General features: G+C 42.8%; 18 protein-coding genes. 10 read left to right on the top strand and 8 right to left on the bottom strand.

The features are described 5' to 3' along the window. Window positions 1-306 precede the first annotated feature (306 nt). Window positions 307-1,308, top strand: coding sequence for an inositol 2-dehydrogenase (iolG, locus tag ACO6S0_RS01395; RefSeq protein ID WP_422350265.1), 1,002 nt, complete (start codon window positions 307-309; stop codon window positions 1,306-1,308). Window positions 1,309-1,323: 15 nt separating this feature from the next. Here the strand turns inward: iolG and ACO6S0_RS01390 are convergent, their stop codons facing one another. The 5 genes from ACO6S0_RS01390 to ACO6S0_RS01370 all read right to left on the bottom strand — a co-directional run bounded on the left by ACO6S0_RS01390 (window position 1,324) and on the right by ACO6S0_RS01370 (window position 9,172). Next, a complete protein-coding gene (locus ACO6S0_RS01390) occupies window positions 1,324-2,715 on the bottom strand; it encodes a c-type cytochrome domain-containing protein (protein ID WP_422350264.1) in 1,392 nt (463 codons plus the stop codon). Window positions 2,716-2,724: 9 nt separating this feature from the next. Next, entirely contained in the window at window positions 2,725-3,648 is a 924-nt protein-coding gene (locus tag ACO6S0_RS01385; protein ID WP_422350263.1) for a hypothetical protein, read from the bottom strand. Window positions 3,649-3,659: 11 nt separating this feature from the next. Beyond that, on the bottom strand, window positions 3,660-5,111 hold the full coding sequence (locus ACO6S0_RS01380) for a DUF1501 domain-containing protein (RefSeq protein WP_422350262.1): 1,452 nt from the start codon (window positions 5,109-5,111) through the stop codon (window positions 3,660-3,662). After that, window positions 5,111-8,065 (bottom strand): PSD1 and planctomycete cytochrome C domain-containing protein, encoded by a 2,955-nt coding sequence (locus tag ACO6S0_RS01375; RefSeq protein ID WP_422350261.1) that lies wholly within the window; start codon window positions 8,063-8,065, stop codon window positions 5,111-5,113. Before ACO6S0_RS01375 ends, ACO6S0_RS01380 begins: the two co-directional genes overlap by 1 nt. Window positions 8,066-8,167: 102 nt before the next feature. Beyond that, the gene (locus ACO6S0_RS01370; RefSeq protein WP_422350260.1) at window positions 8,168-9,172 is read right to left on the bottom strand and encodes a LacI family DNA-binding transcriptional regulator; all 1,005 of its coding nucleotides are present in this window, start codon (window positions 9,170-9,172) and stop codon (window positions 8,168-8,170) included. Between the two features lie 412 nt (window positions 9,173-9,584). On the opposite strand from ACO6S0_RS01370, the gene ACO6S0_RS01365 reads away from it, so the two are divergent. The 9 genes from ACO6S0_RS01365 (at window position 9,585) to ACO6S0_RS01325 (ending at window position 19,514) form a co-directional block, all read left to right on the top strand. Continuing rightward, window positions 9,585-10,451 carry an AraC family transcriptional regulator gene (locus ACO6S0_RS01365; protein ID WP_422350259.1) on the top strand — a complete coding sequence of 289 codons (867 nt, stop codon included), beginning with the start codon at window positions 9,585-9,587 and terminating at the stop codon, window positions 10,449-10,451. A 93-nt stretch (window positions 10,452-10,544) separates the two neighbouring features. Further along, window positions 10,545-11,876 (top strand): L-fuconate dehydratase, encoded by a 1,332-nt coding sequence (locus tag ACO6S0_RS01360; protein ID WP_422350258.1) that lies wholly within the window; start codon window positions 10,545-10,547, stop codon window positions 11,874-11,876. A 114-nt stretch (window positions 11,877-11,990) separates the two neighbouring features. Beyond that, complete coding sequence (locus tag ACO6S0_RS01355) at window positions 11,991-12,845, top strand: fumarylacetoacetate hydrolase family protein (RefSeq protein ID WP_422350257.1); 855 nt, start codon at window positions 11,991-11,993, stop codon at window positions 12,843-12,845. Between the two features lie 35 nt (window positions 12,846-12,880). After that, entirely contained in the window at window positions 12,881-14,044 is a 1,164-nt protein-coding gene (locus tag ACO6S0_RS01350; protein WP_422350256.1) for an alpha-hydroxy acid oxidase, read from the top strand. 21 nt (window positions 14,045-14,065) lie between these two features. Next, window positions 14,066-16,300, top strand: a complete 2,235-nt coding sequence (locus ACO6S0_RS01345; RefSeq protein WP_422350255.1) for an alpha-L-fucosidase — start codon at window positions 14,066-14,068, stop codon at window positions 16,298-16,300. 109 nt (window positions 16,301-16,409) lie between these two features. After that, entirely contained in the window at window positions 16,410-17,285 is an 876-nt protein-coding gene (locus tag ACO6S0_RS01340) for a DMT family transporter (protein ID WP_422350254.1), read from the top strand. Window positions 17,286-17,450: 165 nt separating this feature from the next. Continuing rightward, window positions 17,451-18,311 (top strand): hypothetical protein, encoded by an 861-nt coding sequence (locus tag ACO6S0_RS01335; RefSeq protein WP_422350253.1) that lies wholly within the window; start codon window positions 17,451-17,453, stop codon window positions 18,309-18,311. 146 nt (window positions 18,312-18,457) lie between these two features. Next, on the top strand, window positions 18,458-19,009 hold the full coding sequence (locus ACO6S0_RS01330; RefSeq protein ID WP_422350252.1) for a Crp/Fnr family transcriptional regulator: 552 nt from the start codon (window positions 18,458-18,460) through the stop codon (window positions 19,007-19,009). A gap of 67 nt (window positions 19,010-19,076) precedes the next feature. Then, window positions 19,077-19,514 carry a DoxX family protein gene (locus ACO6S0_RS01325; protein ID WP_422350251.1) on the top strand — a complete coding sequence of 146 codons (438 nt, stop codon included), beginning with the start codon at window positions 19,077-19,079 and terminating at the stop codon, window positions 19,512-19,514. A gap of 103 nt (window positions 19,515-19,617) precedes the next feature. Here the strand turns inward: ACO6S0_RS01325 and ACO6S0_RS01320 are convergent, their stop codons facing one another. From ACO6S0_RS01320 to ACO6S0_RS01310, 3 genes are all read right to left on the bottom strand, one after another. Next, on the bottom strand, window positions 19,618-20,826 hold the full coding sequence (locus ACO6S0_RS01320) for a hypothetical protein (RefSeq protein WP_422350250.1): 1,209 nt from the start codon (window positions 20,824-20,826) through the stop codon (window positions 19,618-19,620). Between the two features lie 139 nt (window positions 20,827-20,965). Beyond that, the gene (locus tag ACO6S0_RS01315; protein WP_422350249.1) at window positions 20,966-21,748 is read right to left on the bottom strand and encodes an outer membrane lipoprotein-sorting protein; all 783 of its coding nucleotides are present in this window, start codon (window positions 21,746-21,748) and stop codon (window positions 20,966-20,968) included. Between the two features lie 28 nt (window positions 21,749-21,776). Then, a complete protein-coding gene (locus ACO6S0_RS01310; protein WP_422350248.1) occupies window positions 21,777-24,161 on the bottom strand; it encodes an efflux RND transporter permease subunit in 2,385 nt (794 codons plus the stop codon). Window positions 24,162-24,343 lie beyond the last annotated feature (182 nt).

Here is a 24,343-nt window from a genome sequence, read left to right as displayed (position 1 = left end):
CATCTTGTTTACCAAAATTTAAGAATTTAACATTACTAAGATTACATAGACCAGGATAAATTTTTTAGAGCCATGTTGAAGGTGTACCGGACCAATCCAGCATCAATTTTACCCTAAACCATCTAGATTTTAGTCCATTTTATGCAAGGAATTTGTCCCGTTTCCAAATCCAATTGGTTTGCTATATGATTCCAATGTCAAAAATGGACTCAAGCCCTTGATATTACAAGGAATTTTCCTGTTTTCACAACAAAATTCTGTTGTATTTGTAGGCTGTGAAACGTATATTTATATAAACAGTATTACATGGTAAATATTGGAATTATCGGGGTAGGTAGAATGGGAAAAATCCACCTCGAAAATCTCTCCAGAAAAATTGAAGGCGTGCATTTGATGGCCGCAGTCAACCCAGGGAAAGAAGGGCAAAAATTCGCACATGACTTAGGAATTCCGAATGTATCAGATGACATTGGTATCCTTCTAAACAATCCCGAAATTGATGCCGTACTCATAAGTTCTCCAAGCGACACCCACTCAGCATATGCCGTCAAGGCGGCAGAAGCGGGAAAAGCGGTTTTCTGCGAAAAACCCATTGACAAATCCTTGGACAAAGCAAGGGAAACCGTTGCTGCAATTTCCGCCTTGAATGTTCCCTTGATGATTGGTTTCAACCAAAGGTTTGATACCAACTTTGCAAAAGTACGGGAAGTAATTTCAGATGGAAAAATTGGGGATTTACGTAATCTGCATATTGTAAGTAGAGATCCCCAACCACCTCCCATTTCCTATATTAAAAAATCTGGAGGCTTGTTCAAGGATATGACCATCCACGATTTTGATATGGCTCGGTTTATCATGGGGTGCGAAGTGGCTGAGGTATATGCTTCGGGCAACTGCCTGGTAGATTCCGCCATTGGCGAGGCAGGCGATATTGATTCTGCCACGGTGCTGCTTAAGTTTGAAAATGGAGCGATGGCTACCATAGAAAACAGTCGGGAAACCAAATACGGGTACGACCAACGTTTGGAAGTTTTTGGGTCCAAAGGGGTCATAAAAGTGGACAATCCACTAAAAAGCAATGTAAGCTTTGCCACAGAAACCGGTTCCACCTTTGATCGTCATTTGAACTTTTTTATGGATCGTTATGAAAGCTCTTACCTTGAGGAGATTCGGGTTTTTGTGGATGCCCTTATCAATAAACAGCCTATGCCCGTAACTGGGGAAGATGGCCTTAGAGCTATGGAAATTGCCGAGGCAGCGAACCAATCCTTAAAAGAAAATAGACCTGTGCGTTTGGGTAAGGTATAATTTGACTGTGGCAATTCAATCAAATTCTACCCTTAGATCTTTATGCTGCTGTAATTGATTAACCACGGTACTATCGGCCATAGTTTCCGAAATATATAGCCGTTTCAGGTTGGTTAGTTTTGGGATTACTTCCAATAATCCAACAGAAATTTTTGTTTTATACAGATTTAGGGATTCCAAATTTGTCAAATTGGAGAGATGGCGCAACCCCTCATCAGAAATATCAGTTTTGCTCAGATTCAATTTGATCAGATTTTCCAATTGACCAATTTTTTGCAAGTGCCCATCCTCAATCCCGGAGTTGCTCAAATTCAACCAAATGATTTGTTCCTTGAGCAGAAGTAGGGTTTCGGAAGCTTTATCAGTGAACTCCTGCTCGCTCAAGCTAAAATTGGCCTCCAAAAAATGATTGTCTATCATCAATGGATTCAAGATAAAACCAAGGTTGGTCAACGAATCCACAACATTCGGATTGGGAGCTTCTACTTGTTGGTTCAGTAGTTTGTTCTGATCCAATCCCAAATACTTTTCAACCAAATCCTTCATTTCCTGATCTGGGTTCAATGCTGTAAAATAACCTTGTGCCGGGGCTTGGACACTGATCCACCATCCTATCAGGGCAACCTCCTCCTCGGATAATGGCGGTTTGCCCTCCGAGGGCATGAAATCGTCATGGGATTCTGGCAGGGTTATTCGTCTGTACAGATCGCTGGAATTGATGTCTCCTGGAATCAGGATTTCACCATTTTCTCCTCCCGCCATAAGGTTTGAAAAAGTTGTCAAATCCAAATCACCTTTCTTTTTATCCTTGTTATGACAGCTTACACAACGGCTATCCATTATGGGTGATATCAAATCCAGATAAACATCCGCAGAATCCAGGACGGTCACTTTTTTTCGTGGAACCGCTTTGTCTGGCATTCCCGCAAGATTTCTGACAACATTTGGGGCATATTCCAATAAGTACGTGGAACCATGGGTTAAATTTCCTCCCAGATGACCTGTATAAAATACCGCAAATACCATTAGTCCTATGAGCAAAGATTTACCATAAAATGGCAGCTTCACTTGCTTTTTGGATATGTAATAGCACCCAAGGGAAAACACAAAAACCGCAACGCCCACCCACTTATGCCAGAATAAGGTATGTTCATTGTAATCCCCAGATAAGGAAAGAAAATACCCCAAGACAACCGCCACCAAAGCACTTAGACTTCCCAAGGCCCATAGATAATGGGTGAAATTTCCCAAAGGCTGGAATTTTGGTCTTTTTGCAACTACTTCCACCAATGCAGCCAACAACAAAAATCCAATAGGTAAATGAACTACCAAAGGGTGTATCCTACCAAAAAAAATGAGAATGTCAGCGGGTGCTTCCCCAGTGCTGTTAAGTAAAATAGTTAGCAATACTGTTCCTTATTTGAGTGGTGTTCCCTTTACAGGTTTACCATTGGTGGTTAATATTTGAAAATGATGTGCACGATGGGCTTCGTAAGTCCATACGATGTTCTTGTCCGGATCCACTTCAAACATCTTGATTCCTTTTTGCGCCCCATAACTTGCAATTACCGTGTTTCCATTGGGCAATCTTTGCGCACCACAGGGGTCTACCAAAGGTTTTTCAGAAAACAAGGAATTATCAATTTCCCAAACGATATTTCCATTGGTGTCCAACTCAACCACCCTGTTTCCATGGGTCAGTGTGACCAAGGTATTGCCATTCTCCATCCGAATTGCTGTGAAAGGCCAAGTTTCCGCTGTGCGGCCTCCAAATTGTTCGTAATCCGTACTAAATGTGTTCACCACAGTTCCATCAGGTTGATACTCTTTTACCGCAAAGGCAAGCAAGTGTGGCACCAAATAATTTCCATTTTTGAGCTTTCTGGCCATTCGGGTTTGCATATGAACATTGTCTGTTTCCGGTTGGAGCGGAACACTTTTTACCACTGCTCCATTTTTGTCAATTTCCACAATTCTGGGCTTGGTTCCTGATTCCGTTATCAAAGTATGTCCATTGGAAAGGCGTACAGCAGTTCCCAATTCCATATGTTCTTCGGCCCGTTTATAGCTAAGAATCACTTCCTTTTTTTTATTGAATTCCTTTACCTCATCTGCCCAACAAACCAGGATATTTCCATTTTTTAGCACATAACCATCCCTTGCGCCAGCTTTTTGGGAATCCCAAACCACCTCGCCTGCCTCACCAATGATTCCTGTAAACTGAGGGCCTGCTATAAAAAAAGAATGGCTGATTCCTGATGCAGATTTTTGCCCGATGACCAGCACGGGTATCAAACAGAATAGGGTTATAACAGTCTTTAGAATTGAATTTGTTCTCATCTGGTATTTGTTTATGCTAAAATATCTTTGATTACGTGTCCATGCACGTCGGTCAACCGCATATCACGGCCACCAAAACGGAAGGTGAGGCGCTCATGGTCTATTCCCATCAAATGCATTATGGTGGCGTGCATGTCATGTATGGTAACTTCGTTTTCAATAACGCGATAGCCGTATTCATCTGTTTTCCCAAAAATGGTTCCGCCTTTTATTCCCGCTCCTGCCATCCACATGCTAAATGCCGATGGATTGTGATCCCGTCCGTTCAAGCCTTGGGCAAATGGGGTTCTTCCAAATTCACCTGTCCAAACCACCAAGGTTTCCTCAAGCATGCCCCTGGATTTAAGGTCTTTTAGCAATCCGGCAATGGGCTGATCTACCGCATGTGCATTTTTCTCATGTCCGTCTTTTAAATCCCCATGTTGATCCCAACGATCCGCACTGACCTTGGGACAGGTAAGTTCTATAAAGCGTACGCCTCTTTCCACCAATCTTCTGGCCAACAAACATTGGGCAGCATATCCTCGGGTATGGGGATCGTCCGAATCAAATCCGTAGAGCTTTTTTGTTGCTTTGGTTTCCTCTTTGAATTCGGTTAATTCTGGAATTGAGGACTGCATTTTATAGGCCAATTCATAGTTGGAAATAGCTGATTCTATGGCATCGGCTTCCCCAATGGCATTCAGTTGTTTTTCATCCAGCTCTTTGATGAAATCCAATTTCTGTTCTTGAAGATTGGGAATTTGTTCTTTGGGTATGATATTGGCAACGGGTTGCGGCCCAGCCCTAAGAATAGAAGCTTGGTATGAAGCCGGTAAGAACCCATTCTTAAAGTTATCAAGTCCCCCTGGAGGAATCAACCCTCCATCCAAAACCACGTAGCCTGGAATATTCTTGTTTTCACTCCCCAAACCATAGGTCATCCAAGAGCCCATGCTAGGCCTCCCTTGCAGACCACTTCCCGTATGCAGAAAATAGTTAGCATTGGTATGCTCTGGAAATTGCGAGGTCATGGATCTGATCAAGGCAATATCGTCCACACAGGTGGCTATATGCGGAAACAGCTCACTGACCGGCATACCACACTCCCCATATTGTTTGAAATCCCAAGGACTCTTTAGAATCTTGCCCACATTGTCAAACTGCGTGGCATCCACTTTGAATTTTTTCCGGGGATCTTGACCATTTTCTTTGGCAAGACGGGGTTTGGGGTCAAAGGAATCTACCTGGGAAACCCCACCGTCCATATATAGAAAAATTACATTCTTGGCTTTGGGCAGATAATGCGGCCCCAAAAGAATATCGGAACCTGAACCTAGGGCACCATACTTGGACCGATTGCAGGAAATGGCGGAAACCCCAAACAGGCTCATAAAAGCCAAAGAGCCAAATCCGCCTTTGCATATGGACAACATTTCACGACGTGAAAGTGGCTTTCGCATAAAATTGTGGTACTTGCTCATTAGATCAGGTATATAAATTCTTTTAGGTTAAAAATGCTATGACAATACTCCTTCCAAACTTCTAAATCCAAATCAGTTTTATCCAATTCCGATTTTTTCATTGCTGTTATTTTATCCATGAATTGGGATGCATTGTCCACTTCCTTTTCAGTTGGTTTTCTAGAGAAGGTGCGCATATAAATCCACGCCACTTTCTGGTCAAAGGACAAGTCCGTTTGAGCCAGTACATTTTGGGCCAAAATTTCCGATTGCTGAATCACAAAGGGATCATTCATCAGGATAAGGGATTGTGCCGGAACATTCGTCACATCCCTCCTTCCAAAAGTTGTGAACGGAATGGGCCTATCAAAGGTGGTCATCATAGGCTCTAAAAAGTTCCTTCTTACCTCTTGGTAGATACTTCTTCGGCCAGCGCCATCCAGAGGCCCTGATTCCTCTGGTCTACCCCTACCTCCCATGAACTCTGTGAGGTAGGTTGGGATTGGAGGCCCAAAAAGGGTGGAATCCAAACTTTGGGATACCGCCAAAATACCATCGCGAATTGCCTCTGACTCCAGCCGCCTGATTGGAAAGGAGGCCAAATAGAGATTGTTGGGATCTTTGTCGGACATTTCGTCCTCCGTAATTGTACTTCTTTTAAAAGCCTCGGAAGTAACAATGTACCGAATCATTTTTTTAATGGACCAATCCTCTTTTTGAAAGGTAATGGCAAGATGATCCAACAGTTCGGGATGGGTTGGTAGTTTTCCCTGAAGTCCAAAGTTGTCAACCGTCTCCACAATACCCTTTCCAAACAGATGATGCCAAATGCGATTTACCATTACCCTTGCCGTAAGTGGGTTATCAGCCTGCAACATGGCCTCTGCAAGTTCCAGTCTCCCACTTCCCTTAGATTGGAACGGTTCATTGCCGTGCGGGAGTGCTGACAAAAATCTGCGCGGTACGTTTTCCTCCGAGGGTTCCTGATACCTTCCGCGAATAAATACGGGACTATCGGTGGCAGATCCATCTGAAACTCCATAAATAAAAGTGGAGTTCTCGATAGTTTTTGACAAGTTCTTGGTACTGTCCAAAGCGGTAATCAACTCTGGGAAGCTCAGGTTCATTTGACCCTTTTTTAGCATAGCATTGTACCTATTGACTTGCTTTTCCGAGAAGGCAGTAGCAGATTTGGTCTGATTTGATGCGACTTTCGAAGGCCAATCGCCATTAAATGCAATGGCATATTGAGCCTCAATATAGGCCTCCGGAGGGAGTTTATAATTGTGTTGCTGGTACTCTCCCGGAAGGATTTCTATATAAGCTTTATGCCCCTTCCACGGCTCTACATTGAACGTATAGTTTTCCCATTTTGAATTGTTGACTTCATGGGTAAGTCCTCCATAAATGGGCCATTGTATCAGTTGAAAATTATCGACTATGATTCGAATTGTGCTCTGCTTCCCCCTGGCTCTAACCCCGATAAAATCTGTATCTAGAATGAAATCAGGAGATCTTAATGTTCCCATTTTACCCGAACCAAAAATCTTACTGGACGCCTTTCCTTCATCCAGTGCCATTAGCTTTCCAGTTGTTGGATGGATGATGGGATTACCTAGCGTTGTTCTACTTCCAAAGGCTAAGCCTGTAGTGTTCCAACCATCCAAATCGGTGCCCCTGAAATCGCCTATGGCTTTATAATTTGGAGTTTCCAAAAGTATCTTTTCCTTGTTGAAGGCTATTTCAGAGTACTTTTCAGTTATTTTATCAGCCACCGTTTTTTGCACATAGGCCTCAATACCCAGTACCTCTTTTGCTGTAATTTCCTTGGCAAGGGTTTGATCGGCATCCAAGGGGGTAAATCGAGTACTTTCCATAACCCCATAGAGGGCATAATAGTCCGCGGCGGTAATCGGGTCAAACTTGTGATCGTGACATTTTGCACAGGATACGGTCAACCCCTGGAAGGTTTTGGTGGTGACATCTATCATATTATCAATTCGATTGGCCTCGTCTTGTTTAATGTCAACCGGACTGTGGGTTCCCTCCCCCATAGCGTAAAAAGCGGTTGCAATTTGCGATTCCAAAAGTCCACTTTCGGAATCATATCGTTGCTCTTCCAAAAGATCGCCGGCCAAATGCTCTTTTAAAAATTGATCATACGGCAAGTCGTTGTTGAATGCCCTAATCAGATAGTCACGGTACTTCCAAGCCCCCGTAATGGGATAGTCAAACTCATGGCCCTTGGTCTCGGCATATCTTACCAAATCCATCCAATGCCTTGCCCATCGCTCGCCATAGGCTGGCGCATTCAAATAACGGTCCACCATTTTTTCATAGGCCTGTTCAGATGAATCCATCACAAATGCTTCAACATCTTCTGGAGCTGGAGGCAACCCGGTCAATATATAGGCAACCCTTCTAATCAAGGTATACTTGTTAGCTATTGGAGCTTTTTGCAGCCCTTTCTGTTCTATGGCCTCATCAATAAACTGATCAATCTTGGCATCGCCATATTCCTCTGCAACTTGAGGTTGAATAAACGACCAGTGCGGTTTCCATTCCGCCCCTTGCTTGATCCATTTTTCCAGAAGATCTTTTTCACGTTGGGTCAATATGCTATTGGTCTCCGGGGGCGGCATGATTTTATCCTCATGCTCATGGTTGATGCGAAACATCAGTTCGCTTTGACCTGGTTTTCCCGGAACAATGGCAAAGTCTCCCTCCTTCAATGCAGCGGTGGCACCTTCATAGGTATCCAATCTTAGATCCGCTTTTCTGCTGCTAGGATCCGGACCATGGCATAAATAGCAGTTCTGAACCAGTATAGGGCGAATATGAAAATTGAAATCAACCTGTTTGGGCAAGGGCTCATAGGAAGGGTCAGATATGTTACAAGACGAAAGCAGAACGCCGAAAAAACATAGTCCTCCCAATTTTCTAATCGCCCGTATCGTATGTGTACATCCAAACATCCTAATCAAGTTAAAAAAATCTTTTGATCGCGAAATTTCCTTTGTCATTGCCAATTGTAATGTTACATTCTATGCTCACGTGTGCGTACCTAAACAAAAAAATTACGCCGACCCTCTGAAAATTATTTTGGGTTCAATTATTTTCTTCTCAAAACCCATAACCTTGTTATTCATATGGCCCCGTAACAAATCAAAAGAACTGGAAACCATGGAGGGTATACATTGTTGCACAGTGGTCAACTCCGGTTCGCAAGCTATGCCCATGGGATCATTGTCAAATCCGATAACAGCAACATCTTCCGGTACGCGCATTCCTGCTTTTTTCAAATATTTGATCACCCCTATTCCAATTTCATCCCTTACAGCCAATATTCCGTCTGGCTTCTCCTTCAATCCCATCAACTGCTGCGCCAGCTCAAAACCATCTTTCATAAAAAAACCTCCTTCTGCTACCAAATTCGGATCATCAGGTAAACCGTAGTCTTTCAATGCCTGTTTATATCCTGCCAGACGCTCTCCAAATATCTGATGCTTGTAATGCGTGGAAATGTAGGCAATCCTACTTTTCCCAGACTCCACCATGGCCTTTACCGCATCATAGGCCCCTTGGTAGTTATTGACCAACACCTGCGGAGCACTAGACGCTTCGGGTGCCCGATCAAAGAAGACATAGGGAATGTTTTCGTCCTTTAGTGCATCAAAATGGCCTTCATGGATCGTATCCTTGGTCACGGAAGCGACAACCCCGGAAACCCTATATCCTATTAAGGAATCAATTATCTCCTTTTCAACTCCTGGCTTTTCGCTCGATTGGAATATCATCACCGTATAACCCGCTTCTTGGGCCGTCTCCATAAAGTCCGAAACAAACTTTGCAAAAAAGTAAGGCCGTATATCAGGAACCACCACCGCCAGTACATTGCTCCGTTTATTTCTAAAATCTTGGGCCAAGCGGTTGGGTTTGTATCCCAGTTCATTGGCCTTTTCCTTGATTAACTCCCTAGTTTCCTTCTTTACCGAACCCGTATCACGCAATGCACGCGATACCGTCACATGGTGAATCCCCAGTTCACGGGCCACATCCTTAATGGTAATGTTGTTTTTCATTGGGTTTTGACTAGGGCGAATATAAAAAGCTCACGTGAGCTTTGCAAGGCCTAAAGTACATTTTAACTTTTGACCTTAGTGTCTCCTACAATAAAAATCGCATCAAAATCCAAACGGTTCTTTATAATCTGCATCTCCAAACCTCTAATTTTCAGTCATTAAAAAAGGCCGATTAACTCGACCTTTTAAAACTCAACTAAATCAAACTATTAACTATTTATTTATGTACTGCCTGACTCCTATAAGTTTATTCATTGCTATCGGAATCAAACTACAATGAAAACCATCACAATTAAGTTAAAAATCCAATGTCGCAACTATAAAAATTCTACTGAATATTGTACTTTTTTTGCAATAGGTGATGTTTCTGTCTAAAAAACTCGTTATTTAGTCATACTTTTTATACAGTTTTATGAAACTTCAATTCTTGGATAGAAGCAGTTTAAGGGACAACTCCTTCTCTGCAAAACACAATTATTACCCTTATTTCTTGCGATTGTGGCATTTCCATCCCGAATTGGAACTGGTTTATATCCTTAAAAGTGAAGGCACACGGTTTATTGGGGACAGCATAGAAAGATTTCGGGAAGATGAAGTTGTGCTTATAGGTGCCAATTTACCACATATGTGGCTAAATGACGAACCGTATTTTGATGAAAGCTCGGATTTAATAGCAGAGGGGTACTCCGTACATTTCCGTAGGGATTTTTTGGGCAATGAGTTCTTAAATGCACCAGAGCTTAAAGCAATAAACAACCTTGTTGATACCGCTCAACAAGGCATTAAGTTTGTTGACCTTGACATTTCCATTAGAAATGAAATAGGTCTCCTAGTGGATAAAGACCCTTTTGAAAGGATGATTAGCTTTATTAAAATTCTCAATGGTCTTGCCAAGCATGAAAACAAGATTCTTCTGGCCAGTAAAGGGTACCTAAATACATTAAAAGGACTTAAAGGGCAGGGCATGGATAAGACCTATGAGTTTATCTTTAAAAATTTCAACAAATCCATTACCCTTAATGAGGTAGCAGAGGTAGCCAGTATGAACCCTTCCGCTTTTAGCCGATTTTTTAAGAAAGTCAATAGAAAGACCTTTAAAGAATATCTAAACGAACTACGCGTAGGCTACGCTTGCAAGCTGATTTCTGAGGACAAGTACAATATTACCCGGATTTGCTTTGAGTCTGGCTATAACAACATCTCCAACTTCAACAGACAGTTCAAAAGAATAACCGGAATGTCTCCTTCCCAATACAGAAAAAAGCACATTCACGCTTAGACCTTGCAATTTGGCAAAAAAAGTACCATAAAAGGCGATAAAATGAAAAGTTGGGCGTATTGCCGGGGGTATCTTTGATCAATAACTTTTGCTATGCCAACAACCAAAATAACCAACATTTTAGTCAAAGATGTACGCTTTCCCACCAGTAGGAATCTGGATGGTTCTGACGCCATGAACCCAGATCCGGACTATTCAGCTGCTTACGTGATTTTGGAAACTGATCATGCGGAAGGACTTCAAGGACATGGTTTGACTTTTACCATTGGGAGAGGGAATGAACTTTGCGTGGCGGCCATACAGTCCCTCTCCCATCTTGTTATTGGGAAATCGTTGGAGAGTTTCACCAGCAATATGGCCCAATTTTGGCGCATGATCACGGGAGATAGTCAGCTTCGTTGGTTAGGCCCGGAAAAAGGGGTTATACATTTGGCTACCGGAGCTTTGGTAAATGCCGTTTGGGACCTTTATGCCAAAGTTGAACAAAAACCATTGTGGAAGCTCTTGGCCGATATGACGCCGGAAGAATTGGTTTCCTGTGTCGATTTTACCTATATAACCGATGCCATCACTCCAGAAGAAGCATTGGAATTACTTAAAAATAATGCCGCCACCAAACAGGAGCGGATAGATTACCTAACCCAATATGGTTATCCTGCTTATACCACCTCTGCCGGTTGGTTGGGATATTCCGATGAGAAAATGAGGACGCTTTGCAGACAAGCCAAGGATGCAGGCTTCAAGCATATGAAAATGAAAGTAGGGTCAGATTTGGCAGATGATCTGCGTCGTGCCGCCATTATCCGTGAGGAAATTGGAGACGAGCTAAAACTGATGATGGATGCCAACCAGAAATGGGATGTGGATGAAGCCATAGCCAATATGGAGCAATTGGCCCAGTACAACCCATGGTGGATTGAGGAACCCACTAGTCCTGATGATGTGCTTGGCCATGCGAAAATTGCCCAAGCCATAGCTCCCATTAAAGTAGCTACAGGGGAACACTGCCAAAACAGGGTTATCTTTAAACAATTAATGCAGGCCAATGCCATTGGTTTCTGCCAGATAGATAGTTGTAGAATTGGAGGTGTCAATGAAATATTGGGGGTGCTCCTTATGGCTGCCAAATTCGGTGTGCCTGTTTGTCCCCATGCAGGAGGTGTTGGCCTTTGTGAATATGTTCAACACCTATCCATGATCGATTTCATTGCCATCAGCGGTTCCTTGGAAGACCGAATCATTGAATATGTAGATCACCTCCACGAACATTTTTTAGATCCAGTGGAAATCAAGGATGGCTGCTATATGCCTCCCCAGTTACCCGGATATAGTATTGAAATGAAAGAAGATTCCTTGAGAGATCATGAATTTCCAAATGGAATCGTTTGGCAAGCTGAAGTATTGGATCATAACAACACTATTTGAATCTAACAGTTTCCTAGCTTGATGAAATACTTGGATTTCTTAAGTAAGCAGGTTCGGAAAATGTACCACTATAAATTATCCTGAAAAGGCAAAAGCCTACCTTAAACAAGAGATATGAAACTAATACGATTTGGAGCCGTAGGGCATGAGAAACCAGGGGTTCAACTCGAAGACGGCTCACGTTTGGATATAAGCGGATTTGGCCGCGACTATGACGAGGACTTTTTTGGAGGGAATGGATTGGAAGAACTAAAGGAATGGTTTTCCTTAAATCAGGAAAACTGTCCTGTTATAGGGCAAGATGTCCGGTTGGGAGCTCCACTGGTCCGTCCTTCCAAGATTATTTGTGTTGGCCTTAATTATGCCAAACATGCTGCAGAGAGCGGTATGGATATCCCAGAGGAACCCTTGCTTTTTTTTAAGGCCACCTCGTCCATTGTTGGTCCCAATGATGATGTAATCATCCCCAAAAACAGTCAAAAAACAGATTGGGAGGTTGAACTGGCGGTGGTAATTGGCAAAAAGGCCTCATATGTGAGTGAGGAATCGGCCATGGATCATGTTGCTGGTTACACCCTCCACAATGATTATAGTGAACGTGAGTTTCAATTGGAACGTGGAGGACAATGGGTCAAAGGCAAGAGCTGTGATTCTTTTGCCCCGGTTGGTCCATTCATTGCAACCCAGGACGAAATTGAAGACCCGCATAATCTTGACCTGTGGCTCAAACTAAACAGGGAGGTGCTTCAGCATAGCAACACTTCCGATTTTGTTTTTGATATTCCCACCTTGGTTAGTTATATCAGTTCATTTATGACCTTGCTTCCTGGAGATATCATATCCACCGGAACTCCCGCCGGAGTGGGACTGGGACTTAAGCCTCCAAGATACCTTAAACCGGGTGATGTTGTGGAATTGGGCATAGAAGGTCTGGGAAGTTCAAAACAACAGGCCAAGGCATTTAAGTAATATTTAAGGTTCCTTCAAAAAGTTTACCTTACCCTATGCGAAACCAAAAACAAATAGCATTCGACCCTAAACACCCTTCTGTTGATTTATTGAGGGAAAAAGCACGCAAACGTATTCCGCGATTTGCTTTTGAATATTTGGACGGAGGTTGCAACGAAGAGGTAAACATTAGAAAAAATACTCGGGAAATCAGGGATGTGGAATTAATTCCCCATTATCTGGGTGCCTACACCCAAGCAGCACTGGAAACGGAACTTTTTGGCCATACGTATTCGGCTCCGTTTGGCATTGCCCCAGTAGGGCTACAAGGTCTAATGTGGCCCAACTCGGCAGAAATTTTGGCCAAAGCGGCAGTAGAGCATAATATTCCTTTTGTTCTCAGTACCGTAAGCACCAGTAGCATTGAACGTATAAGTGAGATAACGGAAGGAAAAGCTTGGTACCAACTCTACCATCCTGCCGATCTTGCGGTTCGGGACGACATGATCAAACGAGCCCAAGCAGCAGAATACCCTGTAATGGTATTGCTTTGTGATACCCCAACTTTTGGATTCAGGCCCAAGGAGATCAAAAATGGGCTTTCCATGCCCCCAAGAATGTCCATTCGAAACATGCTGCAAATTTTAGGTAAACCGCAATGGGCTTTAGAGACCTTACGCCATGGACAACCGAACTTTGAAACCCTCAAACCCTATATGCCGGGCAATCTAAATCTCAAGCAACTAGGGCAATTCATGGATCAAATGTTTAGCAAACGAATGGATATGGAGAAAATTAAGCCCATTCGTGATTTGTGGAAGGGCAAATTGGTACTAAAGGGGGTAGCCTGTGAACAGGATGCCGAACTGGCGCTTCAAATGGGATTGGATGGGATTATTGTTTCCAATCATGGAGGCCGACAATTGGATGCAGGGGAATCTACCATTAAACCCATGACACGTATTGCGCACAAATTTGGAGATCAAATTACGGTAATGATGGACAGCGGACTCCGTTCAGGGCCGGATGTAGCCCGTTGCTTGGCCAGTGGGGCACAATTCACCTTTATGGGACGTTCCTTTATGTACGGGGCGGCAGCTCTGGGAAAGACCGGAGGCGATCATACCATTTCCCTCCTCAAAACACAACTAAAGCAAGTGATGGAACAACTAGGTTGCACCAAAACCCATGAGCTTCAAAATTATTTATCAGGTCATTAATTGGATTAGCATAACCTTATCATGAAAAAAATATTTCTTCTAGCCTTTGTGGTCGTAGCCTTGTTTTCTTGTAAACAAGAAGAGGGGTCACTCATGGCCACAAGTTCCACCATTGCCATTGACGATGATGATTCCAAAGATTCCATCATTCTAAAGGCCGCTCACGTGGTTCCCACAGAAAACCAGCTACAGGCCCTAAAAAACGAGTTTATTGCCTTTATCCATTTTGGACCAAATACCTTCACCAGAAAAGAATGGGGCAACGGATTTGAAGATCCCAAGATTTTCAATCTTCAAAATTTGGATGCGGACCAATGGTGCAAGGCTATGAAGGCAGCCGGCATGAAAATGGTCATTATCACCGTAAAGCACCACGACGGTTTTGTGCTATGGCAAAGCAGATACACCAAACACGGCATTATGTCCACTCCCTACCAAGATGGCAAGGGCGACATTTTAAAGGAACTCTCTGAATCCTGTCAAAAACATGGACTAAAGTTGGGGGTTTACCTCTCCCCAGCCGACTTGTATCAAATAGAAAACGCCGAAGGTCTTTACGGGAATTTAAGTGAATACTCAGACCGTATTATCCCAAGGCCTGTTGAGGGCAGACCCTTTAAAAACCAAAGGACGTTCACCTTTAATGTGGATGATTATAATGAGTATTTTCTTAACCAGTTGTTTGAACTCTTAACCGAATACGGCCCTATTCACGAGGTGTGGTTTGACGGAGCCCATCCCAAACGCAAAGGAGGGCAAAAATACAATTACCTGGCTTGGAAAGAATTGATTTCCGAATTGGCTCCTAAAGCCGTAATCTTTGGAAAGCAAGACATAAGATGGTGTGGGAACGAGGCCGGAGCTACCCGGGATACGGAATGGAACGTAATTCCGTACGAGACCAATCCCCATGAGATGAATCGCTTTGCCGATATCATGGAAGAAGACATAGGGAGCAGGGAAAAATTGTACAATGCCAAGTATTTACACTACCAGCAAGCGGAGACCAACACTTCTATTCGCGAGGGTTGGTTCTACCGGGATGAGGACTCCCAAAAAGTTAGAAGTGCTGACGATGTTTTTGACATTTACGAAAGATCGGTAGGCGGAAATTCCACTTTCTTGCTGAACATCCCACCGAACCGTGATGGAAAGTTTTCCCCAGAAGATGTAAGTGTTCTCGAAGAAGTGGGACAACGCATTACGGCAACCTATCAAACTAATTTGCTCCAAGGTGCCATAGGACCCAAAAACGTTTTGGATGGAAATACCGAAACTTATGAGTTGTTGACTGCAACCTCCAACGAAATTGTTATGAGCACCAAATCACCCATTACGATCAACCGGTTAGTATTGCAGGAAGCCATACAAAGTCATGGTGAACGGATTGAACAACATTTGGTCCAGGCCAAGGTTGATGGAGAATGGGTCACCTTGGCACAAGCTACCAATGTGGGCTATAAACGGATTTTGAGATTTCCTGAAGTCACATCGGATCAATTCAAAATCCAAATATTGGAATCACGGGCCAATCCTGCCCTGGCCAATATATCGGCCCATTATTACAACACCAGACCTCCGCAGCTTGACATTTCAAGATCTAAGGAAGGGCTATTGAGAATAGCACCAAAGCAACACGATTTTGGTTGGAAACCCCATGGTGAAAATGCAGTGGAAAATTTAAATTCCAAAACCGAAATCCGATATACGACCGATGGAAGCATCCCAAATAAAAACTCCAAACTATATTCCGAACCTGTTCCAGTTGCTTCAGTGGAAGTAAAGGCAGTGGCCTTCGAAAAAGAGGAAATGGGAAGCGTAGCTGCCAAAACCTTTGGACTACTAAAAAATCAATGGAAAATTGTCCGAGCAGACAGTGAAGCTGAAGATCATGGGGCCGATTTGGCCATTGATGAAGACCCGGACACTTATTGGCAATCCAATTCCGGGTCGCGCCAAAAACATCATTTGGAAATTGATCTGGGCAGCGTTAAAACACTAAGCGGTTTTGCCTATACTCCTCAAACAGCCCACGCTGACGGCATGATCGAAGCAGGTTCCATCAGTATCAGCAGCAATGGTACCGATTGGAAAAAAGTAGAAGATTTTGAGTTTGGCAACCTCATCAACGACCCCGTAACAAGGCGTCATAACTTTAATTCACCGATAACGGCTAAATTCATCCGAATTGAATCCAAAACCATTGCGGGTGATCATACCGTTGCCGCCATCGCAGAGCTTGACTTTTTTGAATAGTCAGCACCTGAAATAGAAATATTTTATGACTTCATCTAAAAAAAATGGAGCATAAAAGGTCTTTTTGGAACTTTCCTTTGCATATTCGTGGAGACTTAGCGACTAATTCATGAGAGCTGTTCTTTATTTGATCATAGCGACCTCCTTATTGGGTCTCAATTTCCATTTGGCGAGGGTTGTTCTTACGGAAGTAGGGTTCATTGAAGCGGGATTTTGGCGCTTTCTGTTTGGAGCAGGGACTTTGGCCCTTGTTGGGATTCGGAGTCTTCCTAGTTTACTTTCCATAAAAAACAATCTTAGAGGTGTGGCACTTCCTGGTTTGATTGGGCTGTTTGGTTTTAATTTTTTCTTCTTTTTAGGCCTCAAATATAGCACCGCCATCAATGCAGCATTGATCATAAGTCTGAACCCGGCCATAACGTTACTGTTATCTCGTCAAATCCTTAAAACCAAGATTGAGAAAATCCAGTTGTTGGGCATTTCCATCGCATTTTTGGGGGCCATTTATATCATCATCAAGGGGAATATTACGGACTTGGCCAACCTTAAGTTCAATAAGGGGGATATTTTGATTTTTATTGCCAATGTTTTCTTTGCCCTTCACCATGTATGGGTAAAAAAATTTGCTGGCCATTTTTCCAGCATCAATTTCACCATGCTCACGGGTGTGTGTTGTCTAATTGGGTTTGCATTTTTGCTTCCTTTAACGGGAATGGAAAATGTACTGAACCACAGCACTAAATTCTGGATGGCGGTGCTGGGAATTGGATGTCTGGGGACTGCCTTTGCCTACTACCTTTGGCAAAAAGGAGTACATATTGTTGGGGCGGATAAAGCCGGTATTTACATGAACGTTGTTCCGCTTTCTGCCGCCGTACTCACCTTTTTCTTTAATGAAAACTTGTATTTCTACCACCTTATTGGAGGACTTTTGATTATCACTGGATTATTGATAACAAATCGAGGTTCCTCCAAAGCCAACTAGCCAAAATTGCTCACTTTCCTTAAGGTTTTCTGAGCTAAGCACTACATCCGTCAATTGAAACAGGGTATCCGTCAATTGAACCACCTAATTTTCTTGAATCCAGTCTAGTTTAATGGAATCACATTAAACTGAAACGATATGAATTTTTTTAGATTATTTCGATGCATGATTCCAATATTTCTGTTGGTATCGATAGCCTGTAACCCTGAAGATGGGGCAAATGGACTAGATGGATTAGCTGGCCTGGACTGCCATGATATCAACGGGGATGGAATAAACCAAGATTCTGAGGACATTAACAATGATGGACAATGGAACTATTTGGATTGCCAAGGGTTAACAGGTGATCAGGGAAATGATGGTGACAACGGAATTAGTTGCTGGGACACCAATGGCAATGGACAAGTAGATCCAGGCGAGGATGTCAACAATGATAACGAGCTTAACGGGTTGGACTGCCAAGGTATGGATGGTGCAAGTGGGGAAAGTCTTGAAATTATGACCCAATACGGATACATTACGCTAAACTTAGATGGAATTCGACCAGATGATGAACCATTTGAGGACAACGAGACCTTTAAATTTCTTCCGGTTAACGGAAACTTCCAGTTGTTCTACAATCATGTGGAAGCCATCGACACTCCTGATGGGACGGTTCATGACTTTGTCTTAAGGCGTTATATCAGTACCCCTGGAATCACACCACAAGACACCTTTGTTGAGATTAGCTTTAGTATTGTAGATCTTGGTGGTACCGATGAGTTGGTTCAATCTGGAACTTTTCTATTGGAACACTATGCTGTTATTGGTAGTGATAGCAAGTACTTCACGATTACAGGCAATTTTGATATGGAAGACAATACAGTGTTAAATTTCCAGATTTCAAATGTGGATTATGACTTGGAAACAATGCATCTCACTTTTGATTATTCGTTTACTTCCACCGATGGAGATCAAAACGACACCTTACATAATTTGGATATTTCCGGTTCAGCAGATGTAAGGCTGTTAGAAGATATAGGGTAATTTTTTGGGATTTATATATCGAGTAAAGTCCAATAACAATTGTGTTGTTGGACTTTTTTCAATTGCCATGAAATTAGTATGCCTTTTCAATAATTCCCTTCTTACCTTTATAGCCATCCACCTAACAGAAACCCTACACCCTAAGCATGAATTTCAACAACTTGAATGGTATTGTTCCCTTGGAACTGGTTTTAAAAATTTTTGACCGAATGGGAAAGCAAAGTTTTTCCAAAAACCATCTACTTCATAAAAAAGGGGCTATTTGCGAACATATCTACCTAATCCAGAAAGGTCTGGCCCGAACTTTTTTTTATAAAGATGGAAAAGACATCACGGTTCATCTGGCCTCCGAAGGCGAAATCATTACTGCGGTGGATAGTATTATAAGCTTGAAAAAGAGTCGGTACAATGTGGAATTGTTGGAAGATAGTGAGGTATTCTCCATTTCCTATGCCGACCTGCAGCGTTTATTATCGCAGCATCCAGAATACGAAAAGTACGTGCGACTTGTTTTGGAACGCATGTACACCGAAGGTGCAGATCGTATTGAGGAGTTTTTGTTCTTTTCTGCCAAAGAGCGTTATGACAATCTGGTCAAGACAAGGCCGCAACTCATCCAACGGGTAAATTTGGGTCATATCGCCTCCTATTTGGGCATGACCCAGGAAACTTTGAGCAGGATTAGAAAAGCCCCTTAATTTTTTTGACATTTATCAAAGAATGATGGCCTGATGGATCGTTAACTTTGTTGAAAACATCAATCTTATGCATTCAAAATTTGTCAAGTTATTTTTAAGACTATCCTTATCCACCGCATTTCTATCCGCAGTTGCCGACCGTCTTGGTTTTTGGCCAGAAGGGCTTTATTCCTGGGGTAATTGGGAGGTTTTTGTACAAAGTACCCAGGCCATGAACCCATGGTTTCCCGAAGCAATCATCCCTGCAGTCGCCTTTTTGGCCACAGCTTTGGAAGTTATTTTTGCCTTCTTCCTGCTTTTGGGTCTAAAAACAGAATTGACGGCCAAACTGTCCGGCTATTTGTTGCTGGCATTTGCTTTGGCCATTACCTTTTCTTCGAGCATTAAAGGCTCTTTTGACTATTCCGTCTTTACCGCATCAGCCGCCGCATTTGCCTTGGCTTTGATGAAAGATAAATACCTGGAATTGGATACTGTCCTGTTTTCGGGTCAAGACCAACAATAGTTAAGTTTCCAGAGCATATAAGAAGCCCCAACCTTTGGTTGGGGCTTTCTTGGATAGGAACTACCCTAGATGATTTGAGTTAGTCAACCCATCATCCAGTTTTTTAAAAAAAACGCGAAATAGTGAAGCGTAAAAAACTGTCTTCCCTAAAATTGGACAGAATCAGCTCCGTGTTATCAATCTTGCTAAATATCCTGGCCTCAACCTCCGCTCGCCAATTGGAACCAAAACGCCTCGAAGCTTCCAAACTAAAAATCTTGCTGCTCGACTCCAAATCCGTTATTCCCCCAATTAAAATAGAGGTGTCCTGCACATCATTAAAAGCGATTCGGCTTCCAAAAAATATATCATTTTGAAGCGCATTTAGGGACAATTCATCCCGTTCATCGTACAGATATTCCCCCAAAAGTCCAATATCCAGGCCATTGCCATCAATATTGCTGAAGGTATATTCCAGTCCCGCCACCAAAGCCGTAAAATCCTGTGCATCTGCATTACGGTAAATGGCCTCCAATTTCCAAAGGAACGCATCATGGGTAATCTGTACATCCAACCCGGTCTGGTTAATTACGGGATAAAAGGCATTGATATTTCCCTGGTTATCAAAGACAAAAAGTGGTTCCCGTCCGTTCCCGTAAAAATGGGAAATTCCCACATCAAAAATGCCGAAGTAATGTTTCCAACGTACTGCAACATCTTGACGCCACTCTTCCGCTCCACTTTCATAACCCAAATCGTCCTGATCAACTACAGTTCCAAACCGTAATCTACCTTTCTCACCTGGAAATGTTCGTTTTCTATGATAGGGCAAATAAAAAAAATCAAAAGTCCCAAATTTGTTGGTTATGTAGCTGAACTGGGCCATGGGCTGTCCCAACTTTTCCTCCCCATCAAAGGTTTCCACCGCATCGGTCTGGTTGATGATATCTACCAAATGATTGCTCTCTGCAACACCCCAATAGATTTTTTTGAGTCCAACGCTTAATTCCCAATTGCCTTTGGCCTTTTGGTAATAGAGTTCACGAATGTCCCAATGGGTACGCTCGTCATCCCTATCCAGCCTAAAAAAACCAGTAAAGTTGATACTTTCATACCCTTTATTCCACTCCAAGGAGTAATCGGGTCGCAGGGCAAATGAGGGGTAATGGTCCAATTGTCCTGTAAATTGGGCATCATCCAAAAAATAACGGTATTCCGCCTCCAATTCCAACTCCAACTCATGGACGGGTTTGGGTTTTTCCTTTTCCTGGGCAAAACCAACACTGGTTCCCATCAAAACCAAGGCTACCCAAAAAAGTAACTTTTTATGCATGTTTATCTTCAAAATTCTTTGGATTTAAAATCAAAGCCAAGGTATTTACAAGCCTGTACCATCACACAACCACATTAACAAGCTTGTGGCGAACATACCTTGGCCTTAACATTCTGAATCAGACAAAAATGGAACGGGACTAGCTACCCGCTCTTTTCAAAGCCACTTCGGTAAAATCCTCCTCGGCCAATTCTGCACCAAAGTTGTACTCCCCAAACTTCAACAGGGTCTCCTTATTGCTCTGATGGTTAACCATATTGAAGGTAGCAGCTCTCCAGAATTTGTTTTTGTAGAGTTTGTAATCACTATAGACCAAGGTTTTCAACAGGGCATTTTTACGATCGTAAAACTCTATTTTTTCCAGGCGATATCCTTTGCTTTGGTTATAGGTGACCACTCTTCTCGTATACCCTGATTTTGGATCCACGGGATCCTGCTCCACCACTAACAAATCTCCATCCTCTTTTAGGAATTTGTAGGCATATTTCTCCACCTCTTGGGAAGACAAATCTTCATAGGCAAACTCGCTGCCCACAAAAGGACCTGATTTGTTGTTGGAGGAAATCCTTTTCACTCTTTTTATTGACGGCAGATACAGCCATTGATCATCCGCTCCAATTTTATGGGTAAATGTCAAAGTTGCAGTTCCCTTAACATCCTTTGGGCTTTCAAATACGATCAAGGACTTATCACCGTCCTCCGTTAGTTCCAAAGTGCGGGTAGTCAAAAACCGTTCGCTGGTCTGACCGTTTTTGTTCTTCAAGGTCATTTTAAGCTCCACAATAGAGCTTCCAAAGCCTTCGTCTGCTTTCTCGGCGGCTTTGGCAATCTGTAATCCACGTTCTTCCGCAGATTGGGCATTTGTAGTCATCACGGCAAAGACCGAGACAATTGTTGATATAAAAATTCTACTCTTTTTCATGATTAAATTCGAATTGTGTGTTTTTAAATTATTTATCGAGTTGCATTTGCATCTTTGGTTCGGTCACCATTTTCTCTTCTTTTTTGCTGACCAAAATCAGTAAAGACGGGAGGAGAATAAAGTCGATAACCAAGGCTGCAATAATGATGATTACGGTTATTCTTGCCATATAACTGTTCAATGCAAAGGTGGAAGTGGACAATACCACAAACCCAGCCAGAAGCACTATAGTAGTGGTTACCAGCGCCTTACCAACCGTTTCAAAAGCATAAATAATGGCATCCTTGGCGTCATAGCCCAGTTCTCTTCTGGCACGTAGGAACTTGCTCATAAAGTGCACGGTATCGTCCACAATGATTCCCAATGTCATCCCGAACACGATAACCATCCCGGTGTTAATAGTCCCTTTAAGCAGAAACCAAAGTCCAAAACCAACCAAAACAGGGGTCACATTGGGGATAATACTCAAGAATCCAAGCTTGACATTTCGCAGGGCGATCATCAACACCAAAGAAATCAATATCAAGGCGATGATATTTCCTTTAAACATGCTCTCTGCCTGACGAAAACCAAGTTTGGAGAACATTAAGGTAGGGCTTACCCCTAGCGAATGCATCGCTTCAGAAGTATTGTCCTTCAACCACTGCTCCGATCGTTCTGCAAATGCAATCATCTCGGCACTGGAGTTGTTTTCCAAGGTAACCGTTACCCTGGATTCTGATTTATCCACATTGATTTGGTTATTCAGATCCAAGCCAAAAGGAAGGGAAAGTTCATACAACAAAAGATATTGTGCTGCTTCCTCCCTATTCTCGGGTACCTTATAAAAACTTTGGTCATCGCCGTGCATGGAACGGTTTACCCTTCGGGCTACCTCACTAAAGGCATTCACGTGCACTACCTCGGGTTGTTCTTCCAACCAGTCCTCAAACTCATTGAGTTTTTGAAGGTATTCGGGGTTGTTGATTCCTCCACTTTCTCCACTTCCCACGGAGAATTCCACATTGTAAAACCCAGTCAGATTCTCATTGATAAAATCACTGTCCTGTCTAAACTTTACCGTGGTATCAAAATATTCTACAAACTCATCGTTAAAGACATTTTTACTGGCCAAATAGGTAAGCATGCCAATAATCACTAAGGATATAATAGTGAGTCTTACAGGTTGCTTGATCACAAACTGACCCAATCGTGCATACATACCCGTGTGCAGCTCTTTATCCTGTTTCTTGGCTGCCTTTTTGGATTTCCAAATTGGGAAAATGGCCATTAGCGCAGGAAGGGTGGTAGTTGAAAACAAGAAGGCCATGGCCATTCCGAACGCCACAATATTACCTAAATCCCAAAACGGTGGAACATCGCCATAATTTAGGGTAAGGAATCCGATGACCGTGGTTAAACTGGTAATGAAAACCGGCATAAAATTGAGTCGCATAGACTCTACCAAGGCCGCTTTTTTATCCAATCCATCCTTTCGAACTTTTTGCAGATAGGTAACCAGAATGTGGATACTATCGGCAACGGCCAAGGTCAATATCATGGTTGGGAACACTGCTGATGGGGGCGTTAATTTGATTCCATTCAAGCCGATAAAGCCTACCGCACTCATGATCGAAAACAACACCACTACGAGGGTGGCCAGGGTAGCGAAAAAGTTACGGGTCAGAATCAAGGTTACGATGACCACGATCAACAACATAACCATGGTGAGCATCAGGTCTTTTTGAGACGATTCGAAAAATGCAGTATTCAACGGTACCAGACCAGTGGTATACACATCAAAATTGGGATGATCTTCCTGAAATTTTGACATCATCTCGCGGGTGGCGATGGTCACTTCCGGAATCTCCGCTGCGCTATTTTCCCCTGGAAGGCGTACGGTGATATTAATTGCGGTTACACTTCCTTCCTCATTAATGATTCTATGGACGAGTAGCGGTTCCTTCAAGGCTTTTTCCCTGATTTCAGCGATTTCAGCGTCCGTTTTGTTTGCGGAATCATAGGATAGATCATCCACATAAAGGTCATCGCCCTGTGCGCTTGTGTGCTGAAAATTGGTCACGGCGTCCACTCGTGAAGAGTAAGGCGTGTTCCAAGCTTCGGCGGTAAGTTCTTCGATGGCAACGAGGTTTTCCCTAGTAAAAATGTTACCGTCCTTCGGGGCAAGTACAATAATAATATTGTCGTCCTTAGTGTATTTTTCCTGAAGGGCATCAAAGGCTTCCAACTCCGGGTTGGATTCGCTAAAAAATACGTGATAGTCCCCATCGAACTCCATCTTGCCTTGGGAGGCAAGACCCATGGCGAGTAAAATAGTTAAAATGAGAACAGGCCATTTGAACTTGATTACAAAATTGGCCCAATTCTTCGCAAATGCATTGGCTGCATTTTTGGTTTTCTGAATTGCATTCATTGATTAGGATTGATTAAGGTTTATGATGATGTTTATTTTTTGACGTTCTGACTTATGCGCTTTGGACATTTATTTTTATTTTTTTTATAAATAACTGTCCGGTCAACTTTAACTTTTGGTGGGACTATTTATAGATGAAAAACAATGATGGCCAAATTAAAAATTGACCAGTCATCTATAAA

Source organism: Flagellimonas sp. (genome assembly GCF_965233845.1).
In the GTDB taxonomy this organism is placed as follows: domain Bacteria; phylum Bacteroidota; class Bacteroidia; order Flavobacteriales; family Flavobacteriaceae; genus Flagellimonas.
The sequence above is the reverse complement of the archived record's forward strand: the minus strand, read 5'-3'. Positions and strand labels throughout refer to the sequence as shown.

What these genes read in the sequence shown, in the direction of transcription:
- ACO6S0_RS01335 (WP_422350253.1), top strand. Translation starts at nt 17,451, where the DNA reads ATGATTCCAATATTTCTGTTGGTATCGATAGCCTGTAACCCTGAAGAT.
- ACO6S0_RS01365 (WP_422350259.1), top strand. Translation starts at nt 9,585, where the DNA reads ATGAAACTTCAATTCTTGGATAGAAGCAGTTTAAGGGACAACTCCTTC.
- ACO6S0_RS01345 (WP_422350255.1), top strand. Translation starts at nt 14,066, where the DNA reads ATGAAAAAAATATTTCTTCTAGCCTTTGTGGTCGTAGCCTTGTTTTCT.
- ACO6S0_RS01380 (WP_422350262.1), bottom strand. Translation starts at nt 5,111, where the DNA reads ATGAGCAAGTACCACAATTTTATGCGAAAGCCACTTTCACGTCGTGAA.
- ACO6S0_RS01330 (WP_422350252.1), top strand. Translation starts at nt 18,458, where the DNA reads ATGAATTTCAACAACTTGAATGGTATTGTTCCCTTGGAACTGGTTTTA.
- ACO6S0_RS01350 (WP_422350256.1), top strand. Translation starts at nt 12,881, where the DNA reads ATGCGAAACCAAAAACAAATAGCATTCGACCCTAAACACCCTTCTGTT.
- ACO6S0_RS01325 (WP_422350251.1), top strand. Translation starts at nt 19,077, where the DNA reads ATGCATTCAAAATTTGTCAAGTTATTTTTAAGACTATCCTTATCCACC.
- ACO6S0_RS01375 (WP_422350261.1), bottom strand. Translation starts at nt 8,065, where the DNA reads ATGTTTGGATGTACACATACGATACGGGCGATTAGAAAATTGGGAGGA.
- ACO6S0_RS01320 (WP_422350250.1), bottom strand. Translation starts at nt 20,826, where the DNA reads ATGCATAAAAAGTTACTTTTTTGGGTAGCCTTGGTTTTGATGGGAACC.
- ACO6S0_RS01340 (WP_422350254.1), top strand. Translation starts at nt 16,410, where the DNA reads ATGAGAGCTGTTCTTTATTTGATCATAGCGACCTCCTTATTGGGTCTC.
- ACO6S0_RS01370 (WP_422350260.1), bottom strand. Translation starts at nt 9,172, where the DNA reads ATGAAAAACAACATTACCATTAAGGATGTGGCCCGTGAACTGGGGATT.
- ACO6S0_RS01355 (WP_422350257.1), top strand. Translation starts at nt 11,991, where the DNA reads ATGAAACTAATACGATTTGGAGCCGTAGGGCATGAGAAACCAGGGGTT.
- ACO6S0_RS01315 (WP_422350249.1), bottom strand. Translation starts at nt 21,748, where the DNA reads ATGAAAAAGAGTAGAATTTTTATATCAACAATTGTCTCGGTCTTTGCC.
- ACO6S0_RS01310 (WP_422350248.1), bottom strand. Translation starts at nt 24,161, where the DNA reads ATGAATGCAATTCAGAAAACCAAAAATGCAGCCAATGCATTTGCGAAG.
- ACO6S0_RS01360 (WP_422350258.1), top strand. Translation starts at nt 10,545, where the DNA reads ATGCCAACAACCAAAATAACCAACATTTTAGTCAAAGATGTACGCTTT.
- iolG (WP_422350265.1), top strand. Translation starts at nt 307, where the DNA reads ATGGTAAATATTGGAATTATCGGGGTAGGTAGAATGGGAAAAATCCAC.
- ACO6S0_RS01385 (WP_422350263.1), bottom strand. Translation starts at nt 3,648, where the DNA reads ATGAGAACAAATTCAATTCTAAAGACTGTTATAACCCTATTCTGTTTG.